This window comes from Actinomadura logoneensis (genome assembly GCF_003428695.1).
GTDB lineage: Bacteria > Actinomycetota > Actinomycetes > Streptosporangiales > Streptosporangiaceae > Spirillospora > Spirillospora logoneensis.
On sequence record NZ_QURH01000245.1, the window covers coordinates 1 to 8,572 of the forward strand.

The following is an 8,572-nucleotide window of genomic DNA, read 5'->3' on the forward strand; positions in this document are numbered from 1 at the left end:
CCGGGGGCGGGCCCGGAGGCGGGGGCGGGCCCGGAGGCGGGGGCGGTGCCGGCCGGCGGAGAACAGGCGGGGGCGGGCAAGTGACCTGTGAGTGACTTTGGGGAGGTGAGGGGCTGACCGCACGGCATTGAGACGAACGTGGGGCTTGACACTCGCTGCGAACGCGCTGAAATGAGACATCGAGGCGGGGTTCGGGCGCCCTTCCGGACGGTGCGAGTCGGGGTGGCGCGTGTCCGGCCGCGTCTCGACCGGCGGTTCACCCCCGGCCGTCGGCCCCCTCGGGCAACGGAGGCGTGCGATGCCTGCACTTGCCGATCACCGGAGCGAGACCCGGGACGTGCTCACGCAGCGGTTGACGGTCGAGTTCGTGATCTTCCTCCTGGAGGACGTGGCGCGGTGCGTCGCCGACGTCCAGGCGCGCATGACCCATCTGGGGCTGTCCCCCAGCGACGAGCTGGTCGAGCGCATGGCCCGCGAGCAGCTTCTCAGCAGGGTCAAGTCGATGCCGCCGTCCGGCAGCGTCACCCCCTGGGCCCGCGAAGCCTGATCCCGGTCCCTGGAGGCCCTCCACGCGCCTTCGCTCGGTGACCGGGCGAACACGGCGGAGGGCTTGTCGCCGTGTGCCCGCCGGGCCCGCACTTCGCGGAGCCTGGCGGTCGCACGCCGCCTCCGCGACCCCGGTTTCGCGCGACCCGGCTTCCGCGACTCCGGCTTTCCGCAACCCCGGCTTCTCGCGGCCCCGGCTTCTCGCGGCCCCGGCTTTCCACAACCCCGGCTCCTCGCGAGCCCGGCTTTCCGCGGCCCCGGCTTGTCGGGCGGGACCGCGGCTTGTCGGGACCGCGGCTTCTCCGCACCCCAGCTTCTCGGGAACGGGGCTTCTCAGGAACGCGGGGAGTCCGGCCGGCGCCTATTCGTCGATCCTTTACTCCTGGCCGCGGAGTAATGCGTTCGTAGCCCTCGGGCTGGGCAACGCTGTCCTTCGAGTGCCTCCGCGTACGGGCTGCGAAGTGGCCGAGGTGATGGGCGCGGTGGCCGCCGAGGTGGCTGCCTGTGCCCTGCGCCGAGCGCCACATCTTTGTCACCTTGCTCCCGTCGGCCACTTCTTTGTCACCTGCTCCGGGTCACGCCTCCGCCTGGACGAGGGTCTGCCCAAATACGCGCAAAAGACTCGTGCATCGGGGCGGTTCGCGGCCGTGTCCCTGGCAGGGTTCTCCGGCGAGGCGTCTCGGGAGGTCAGCGCCTTGTCGGGGCCGGCCGAGCGACCTTGCGGCGCGACCGCGTGAGGAGGCCGAGCGGGCCGGGGCCGCGTCGTTGCGGCGAAGCCCGGCGGGAGGAGGCGAGAGGGGGGTGGGTGTGCTGCAGTTCACCTGGTTGCGAGGCGTGGAGAGGGGCGTCCCGTGGGCAACTGCTGCGTTCCTGGTGGCGGGATCTGAGAAGCTAGGGGGCGTGAGTCCCCGTAGCAGCCGCCCGTCCGCGGGGGAACCTGCGGCCGAGCCGCCGGTACCGGACGACGAGATCGCCGCGATCTTCGATGGAATGCTGCGGCATGCGCGCGAGCTGCTGGCCGTCCGCAGTCCCCTGGACGCCGAGCTGATCGTGAGCGAGATCCTCGGTTCGTGGTGGGGCCAGCGCGCGCTGGACGGGGACGTCGAGGAGGTCGTCGGCGAGGCGCTGGTGGCGCACGCGGCGCGGGTCGGCAGTCCGGCGGCGCTCGCGCTGCTCACCGGGATCACCTGCCTCGGCACGCGCGGCCAGGCGGCCCGCGCCGAGCGCACCGCGCTGGAGCTGATGGACCGGGGCGTCGCGGGTCCGATCTGGGCCGACCGGGTCGGGATGGTCGAAGCGCGCGAGTGCTACGTGTCCCGCGACGTGTACGGCGACCAGGAGTCGGTCATCTGCGTCTTCGAGTACCCGGGCGACGGCGGCGCGTCCGACCGGCACGCGCTGGTCGTCCTGGTGGACCGGACGCGGCCGGGCGTGGTCGGCCCGCGGATGCCGGGCGAGCGGCCCCCGGCGTGCGGATCCGTGCGGGACGCGTGGGTGTCGTCCCGGATCGACCGGCTGCTCGACCACTGCCGGCGCGAGGCGGCGGTGAACCCGCTGATGCGGTTCGAGGAGATCGAGCCGCGGGACGCGCGGGCGCTGCTCCAGCGCTGCCTCGACCACACCAACGAGGAGCCGGACGCGCCGGTCGACGAGAACTTCGGGTCCTACCACGCGTTCGTCCGGCACCGGGTGCGGGCGCTGCCGACGGGCGGCCGGGCGCCGCAGCCCGCCGTGCACGGCGCGGACCGGCGAGCCGACCTGGCCGTCCGGTTCCTGGCGTCGGACGAGGCGGCGGAGCTGTCCGACACGGCCGCCGCGAGCCGCTGCGTGGACCGGATCATCGACTACGGCTGCACCCACGACTTCGGCCGTCCGCTGCGGGTGAGCCCGGTCAAGTGCGAGATGTTCCTGCTGGACTGGCTGCCGCGCAAGGTGCTGCTGTCGCAGGCCGAGCAGGAGGCCGTCCCGCACGTGCTGGCCGCCTGGACGCGGTGGGCGGGCCGCCGGACGGGGCTGCCGGACGAGGCGGTCCGCGCGACGCTGGACGCGGTGTGGGACGCGACGGTGAAGTTCGCCGACGCCTACCGCGATCCGTCGTCGTTCGGCCTGGACCGCGAGATCGTGGACCGGCTGCTCCCCGACGGCGACCTGGAGGCGCTGCCGCGGCGCGCGTTCGCGCTGCCGTTCCTGTCGGGGCGGCACCGGGTGTCGGGGCGGCACGGCACGATCGACCTGTCGGTGCTCGACCCGTCCGATCCGGCGGACCGGCGCGTCCTGCTGGAGCTGGAGCATCCGGGCGCGACGGAGGAGCACCTGCGGGCCCACGAGCGGATCGCGGACCGGTTGTGGCGCGGCGACCCGCCGCAGCTGTGGGAGACGGCGCAGGCGCTGCTGGACGTCGGCTACGAGCGGCACGAGGTGCTGCACCGGCTCATCGCGGTGCTGGACCGCAACGGGCACGATCCGCGCGCGCTCCGGGCGGGGCTGCGCGTGCTGCGGCACGAGCCGCCGCCGGGATGAACGGGGCCGGGATGAACGAGGAACCGCCGCCGGGGTGAGCGGGACGACCGCCGGGGTGAGCGGGACGACCGCCGGGGTGAGCGGGACGACCGCCGGGGTGTGGCGGGAACGGTTCTCGGGGGAAGCGGTGACGGGTCGTTCGCGGCCGATGGCGGACGTCGCCGGACGAGGTGGGGAAGCGGTTTCGGGGTAGTGGCGGGCGGGCGGTCCCGCTCCGAGGCCGTGCTGGAGTTCGCAGTGAGGGTTCGCTCTCGGGGGTTCGTCCCGGGGAGTTCGCTCTGGGAGTGCCGCCGGGGTTCGCGGTGCGTGAAGACTTGTCACAGCCGGGTGAGAGAGTGCCGGTGGACATGGCTCGGGCAGGGCGGGCGTCCGGTTTGCCAGAAAGTGCCCTAGACGACAATCATCGAACCGGGCAGTGATCGACGGGGGGAACCGGGGGGCCACCCCCGGCCGTAGGGAGTGATCTTGTTGGAGTGGTCCGAGTTCGCTCGGCGCCTCGGGCGCGAGCTGACGGCCCTGGAACGGGACACGATCCTGATCGTCCGGGAGCGTGAGGAGAGCCGTCACTACGTCCAGGCCATGCGGGAACCGGACCGGCTCTACGCCGAGGCGGTGAGCAACAACTTCCTTGACGGTCCCCTCCTTCTCACCCTCGCGGACGAGGAGGTCATGAGCGAGGCGGGCTGGCGTCCCCCGGCGGAGCCCGGCGTCGCAGGCCCCCGCAACTGGTGGACGGAGCTGCCCGGCTTCGCGGCCCCCCCCGACTACGTCCGGCTCGCCGACGTCATGGTCACGGCGCTGCGCGACGTCCAGGCCGTCCGGCGGCCGTCCGACCTGGTGTACGAGTCGTTCCACCGGCACGGCACCGGCCTCGTCGGGCTGCCCGACCTCGGCCTGGAGTGCGCCGACCCGTCCCGCATCACCCGGACGCGCCCTTCGGACCCGCGCGCGGCGGACCCCCGTGTCGCGGCGGATCCCCGTGTCGCGGCGGATCCGAACATCTCGGACCCGCGCGCCTCGGACCCGCTGTCCGGTTCCGGTCACGGTTCCTTGCCGGAGCGGAACGTCCCGGCGGACGAGTTCGGCGCGCCGCCGCCCGCGTTCCCCGACGCGAAGGGGCTCGGAGGGCCGGTGCCCACCGGCTTCCCCGGCGCCCCCATGCCGTCGCAGGGCCCCGAAAACCCGGCCTATCCCGCAGGCGGCGATCTTCCGGGGCACGGACCGTCCGCACCCGGTGCGGGCGGAGCGGGCCCGGGCCTGGCACCCGCCGCCGCGCCGGTCCCTCAGGGAAACCCGGCGGACGAGATCGAGCCGCGCCTCGCCGAGGCCAAGGAGCGCGGCGACCACATCACGTACTTCGACCTGCTGCCCACCGCCGACCTCGTCTTCCCCGACGGGCCCGGCGAGAGCGTCCCGCCGACCATCACCCTGGGAACCGGCACCTACATCACGGTGTTCACCTCTCCCGGAGCGCTCGCGCGCGTGTCGTCGCAGCCCGGGTCGTTCCGGCGGACGTCCTTCGCCGACCTGTCGGCGAACTGGCCCGATCCGGCGTGGCAGCTCGCCATCAACCCGGGTCTGGCGAGCGAGATCCATCTGGACCTCACGGCCGTCCTCCGGCTCGGCGCCGTCCGCCCCGGTTCCGGCACGCCGGTGCCCCCGCCGTCGGGCGGGGTGAGCGTTCCGCCGCCGATGAACACGCCGTTGAACTCCTTCCCTGGTGTCTCCGATGAGCCGGGTGCGTCCGCCTTCCCCGCCTCGCACTTCCCCGCCTCGGACGACGAGACCCGGCTCGACCTCACGGCGGTCGACCCGCACGGACGGCACGAGCAGTTCGGCGCGACCGGGCCGCTGGCCGTCCCTGCAGGAGAGGACGCGTCCGTCGCGTCGCCGATGCCGGATGTCGCAGCGCAGCACGAGCAGTTCGCCGCACCGTCCCATGGTGTGAGCGGCGGGCAGCCGGAGATGCCTTCGCCTCTGGGACTGCGGCAGTACGAGGTCTCGTTGCCGAACGTTCCCGCACCTCGCGACGCGTCCGGCGACGGTGAGGCCCTGGCCGGGGCGCTGCCTGGGGCAACGCCTGGAGTGATGCCCCCAGGGCTTCCGCAGGACGACGGGTTCGCCGCGCCCGCCCCTTCCACGCCGTATGAGGCGTTCGCCCCGGTCGGCTCCGCTGAGGCTCCGCCGAGCGTCCCGGGGCACCCGGACGCGCGGTCCGAGGTGCTCGCCTCCCCTGGCCCGTCGGTGCCGCACGACGCGTTCGGAGCGTCGGGTCCGGAGGATGTGCGGGCCGGTGCGGACGACGCGGTGCCGGACGTTTCCGCCCGGCCGGAGGCATCTCCGCATCGAGACGAGCCCGCCGTTCCGGGGAGCTTGGGCGGAGCAGTTCAAGGTGATGCGTTCACCGCGTCGGGAGTTTCCGGCGCTCTCTCTTCGGAGGACGCGTCAGTTGCGCCTGGAGTAGCCGGGCCTCAGGATTCCTTCACTTCGGCGGACATGCCCGGTCTGTCGGGTACGCGAGACGCCTTCGGGGCGTCCGGGCCGGGTGCCGGCCTGCCGGAGACGGCCGCGCACGGGAATGGTCAGGACGACGTGGCGTCGCCGTCCTATGAATCTCCTGGCGGGGACGGCGGGGTGTCGAACGCGGCGTGGCAGGACGAGCCTGGCACCGCTGGGGCTGGAGGCGCGGCGGATGCTGGGCGGACGTCGTTCGGTGCTCCGGGGGCGTCCTCGCTGCGGGACGCGTTCGCCGGAGCCGCCGCCGGACGCCGCGACTCGGGCGCGAGGGGCCCCCAGGAGTTCGACACGTCCGGAATGCCGGTCCTGCCGGGTCTGGAAGCGCAGGGGACGGCGGCGATGCCGGCCGCCGCTCCGGTGCCGGACAGCGACGTCGCCGAGGCCGGGCACGGCCCGGCGGCCGACGCGGCGCAGGACTCCGCCCCGGGCATCAGGTGGATCTCGGACGCGGTGCGGGATTCGAGCCCTGACGCGGTGCGGAATCCCAGCGCTGACGTCCTGCAGGCACAGGGCGCGAACGCGGTGCAAGGGCCGGGCGCGGGCACGGATGCGGGCGCGAGCACGGATGCGGGCGCGGACGTGTCCGTGATGCGGGTCCCGCACGGGACGGCGCTCTGGGAGACGGACGGAACCGGGGACGGTGCTCCCGTCGCGGTCTTCGACGCCGTGGGAGGCGTGTGGACCCCGGTGCGGGCGGACGCGCTTCCCCCGCAACCGGGCGAATAGGTACTGGTGGGGACGGGGAAGACGATCCTCCGCTACGGTCGTCTCCCCGACCCGCGGACATGAAGGCTGGACCGAGTGGACTGGAGCGACTTCGCCGACCGGCTGGCCGCCGAACTGCCGCGGCTGCCCGAGCGCGCGTTCCTGATCGTGCAGGGGCCGACGGGGCTCCCCTACACGCAGGTGCTGCGCGCGGACCGCGCGTTGCACGCGGAGGCGGTCGGTGACGCGTTCCTGCCCGTGCCGCTGACGGCGCGGCAGGAGCGGAAGCTGGCCGGCCACGGCTGGAACGAGCCCGACGACGAGGAACGGCTCAACTGGTGGATGCGGCTGGCGCCCCAGGAGGCGGAGCGTCCACGTCCGTGCGGCGAACTCGCCCGGGCGATGACCGGCGCGCTGCGCGACGCGTACGGTGTGCGGTCGCCGCGGGACCTGGTGTACGAGGCCGGGATGACCGGTCCGGGCGGCGGGACGCCGCTGGCCCTCCCGGCGCTCGGCATCCCGTCCACGGTGCCCGAGGCGGAGGCCGCCGCGGTGCCCGCCGGGCTCGCCGGCGAGGTGGAGACCGAGCGCGCGCTGACGATCGCGCGCGAGCGCGGTGACCAGGACGGATACCTGAAGCTGCTCGCCCGCGCCACCCTCTACCTGCCCACTCCCGGCGTGGACGCCGAAGGCGGCAGGCACTTCGCGACGGCCGAGTTCGGCGGCGGGACGTTCGTGCTGGCCTTCACCTCCCCCGAGGCGATGGACCGGTCGCTGCGCGGTCAGGCCGTCCACTCCCAGACCTCGACGGTGGCCGACCTGGTGCGGGAGTGGCCGCATCCCGACTGGCGCCTCGCCGTCAATCCCGGGCTGCCCAGCGCCTCCTACCTGGACACGCACCTGCTCCCGAAGGAGCCCCCGTCCGCCCCGGCGGCACCGTCGCCCGCCGTCGGAGCGCCGTCCAAGCCCGGCCCGTCGGCCCCGTCCGTGCAGCCGCCGGTGCCGCCTGCGGCGCAGAGCGCGGAGGCTCGGCCGGAGGCGAACGGTCGGCACGCGGCCGGACCGTCCCGGCCCGTCGCGCCCAGCCCGGACAGCGCGCGACTCGATCCCGTCCCGGCCCTCGACGACCGGACGGAGCCCGCCCAGGCGCACATGATGCAGAAGGTGCTGCGTCCGGAGCACGTCACCCACTATCTCGACGGCGGGTACGACCTGGTCGCCGGATACGTCCAGAAGCTGAAGGACGTCGCGGACCTGACCCGCCCGGAGCAGCTCGTCCGGACGCTCGGCCTGGACCAGCCGGGTTCGCCCTTCGATCCCGGCATGGACGCGGTGCACGTGATCCGCTGGCCCGCGGTGAAACCGGCGTTGTTCCGGCGTTCGCTGGAGGGCGGGGACGAGGACGAGACGTCGGCGGCCGGGGTGCCGGGCGGCCAGGCCGGCGAACACCTTCCGTCCGGCGGACGCGGATACGCACCGTCCGGCGGACGCGGATACGCACCGTCCGGCGGACGCGGGTACGCGCCGGGCGACGGGCCGCCCGTCCCCGAGTACAGGGTGGACAGCCAGCGTCTCCCGCACGGCGCGGAGATGCACCGGCTGGCGCGCGAGGGGCGTCCGACGCTGGTCGCCGTGTACGACGCCGACCTGCGCCGATGGCGAATCCGGCTGGCGACGGCGCGCGGTGCCGACAAGCCCCGTACGCCCCGGCCCGCGCGGCGTGCCGGAGCCTCCGGCACCGGGAGCCGCGCCTCGGCGTCCGGGACCGCGCGCACCGAGGCGCGCGCGGACGCTCCGCGCGGACGGCACGCACGTGGGGAGGGCGGGACGTGAGCATCCGGCACGGCTACGTCGCGGACTGGCGCGGCGAGGAGTACGAGGCCAGCCCGGACGGGAACGACGTCCGGCTGTACCGGGCGCGCCCGGCGGAGGGCTTCGAGGAGGTCACGTCCGCCCGCTATGTCCGGGTCGTTCCGTTCTCCGAGGTGACCAGGCTCGCCTACGTGACCACGCACTGCACCTGGCGCGGCGAGCCGTTCCTCGTGCTGGGCGAGCACGACGGCTGGCTGCGCGTGGAGTACGCGGGAGGACGCGCGCCGGTCGCCGAGCGGCTCGGGCTGGAGACGTTCGACCGGGGCGTGTACCAGGCGTGGGCGCCGCGCGCCGAGGTGACCGGCCTGGCCGAGAGGGCGGTCTGACCAGGCCGCGCCGTCCGAACCCGGCCGCGCCGTCCGAACCCGGCCGCGCCGTCCGAACCCGGCCGCGCCGTCCGAACCCGGCCGCG

General features: G+C 74.5%; 5 protein-coding genes. All 5 read left to right on the forward strand.

The annotated features are described in order from the left end of the window. The first annotated feature begins 298 nt into the window (after positions 1-298). Positions 299-547 carry a hypothetical protein gene (locus tag DZF91_RS14290; protein WP_117357958.1) on the forward strand — a complete coding sequence of 83 codons (249 nt, stop codon included), beginning with the start codon at positions 299-301 and terminating at the stop codon, positions 545-547. A 989-nt stretch (positions 548-1,536) separates the two neighbouring features. Continuing rightward, positions 1,537-3,066, forward strand: a complete 1,530-nt coding sequence (locus DZF91_RS14295; RefSeq protein ID WP_235834286.1) for a hypothetical protein — start codon at positions 1,537-1,539, stop codon at positions 3,064-3,066. 465 nt (positions 3,067-3,531) lie between these two features. Continuing rightward, a complete protein-coding gene (locus DZF91_RS42015) occupies positions 3,532-6,309 on the forward strand; it encodes a TY-Chap domain-containing protein (protein ID WP_235834285.1) in 2,778 nt (925 codons plus the stop codon). Positions 6,310-6,384: 75 nt separating this feature from the next. Next, on the forward strand, positions 6,385-8,121 hold the full coding sequence (locus DZF91_RS14305; protein WP_117357959.1) for an SseB family protein: 1,737 nt from the start codon (positions 6,385-6,387) through the stop codon (positions 8,119-8,121). After that, positions 8,118-8,486 carry a hypothetical protein gene (locus tag DZF91_RS14310; RefSeq protein ID WP_328589169.1) on the forward strand — a complete coding sequence of 123 codons (369 nt, stop codon included), beginning with the start codon at positions 8,118-8,120 and terminating at the stop codon, positions 8,484-8,486. The genes DZF91_RS14305 and DZF91_RS14310 overlap by 4 nt, the downstream gene beginning before the upstream one ends. Positions 8,487-8,572 lie beyond the last annotated feature (86 nt).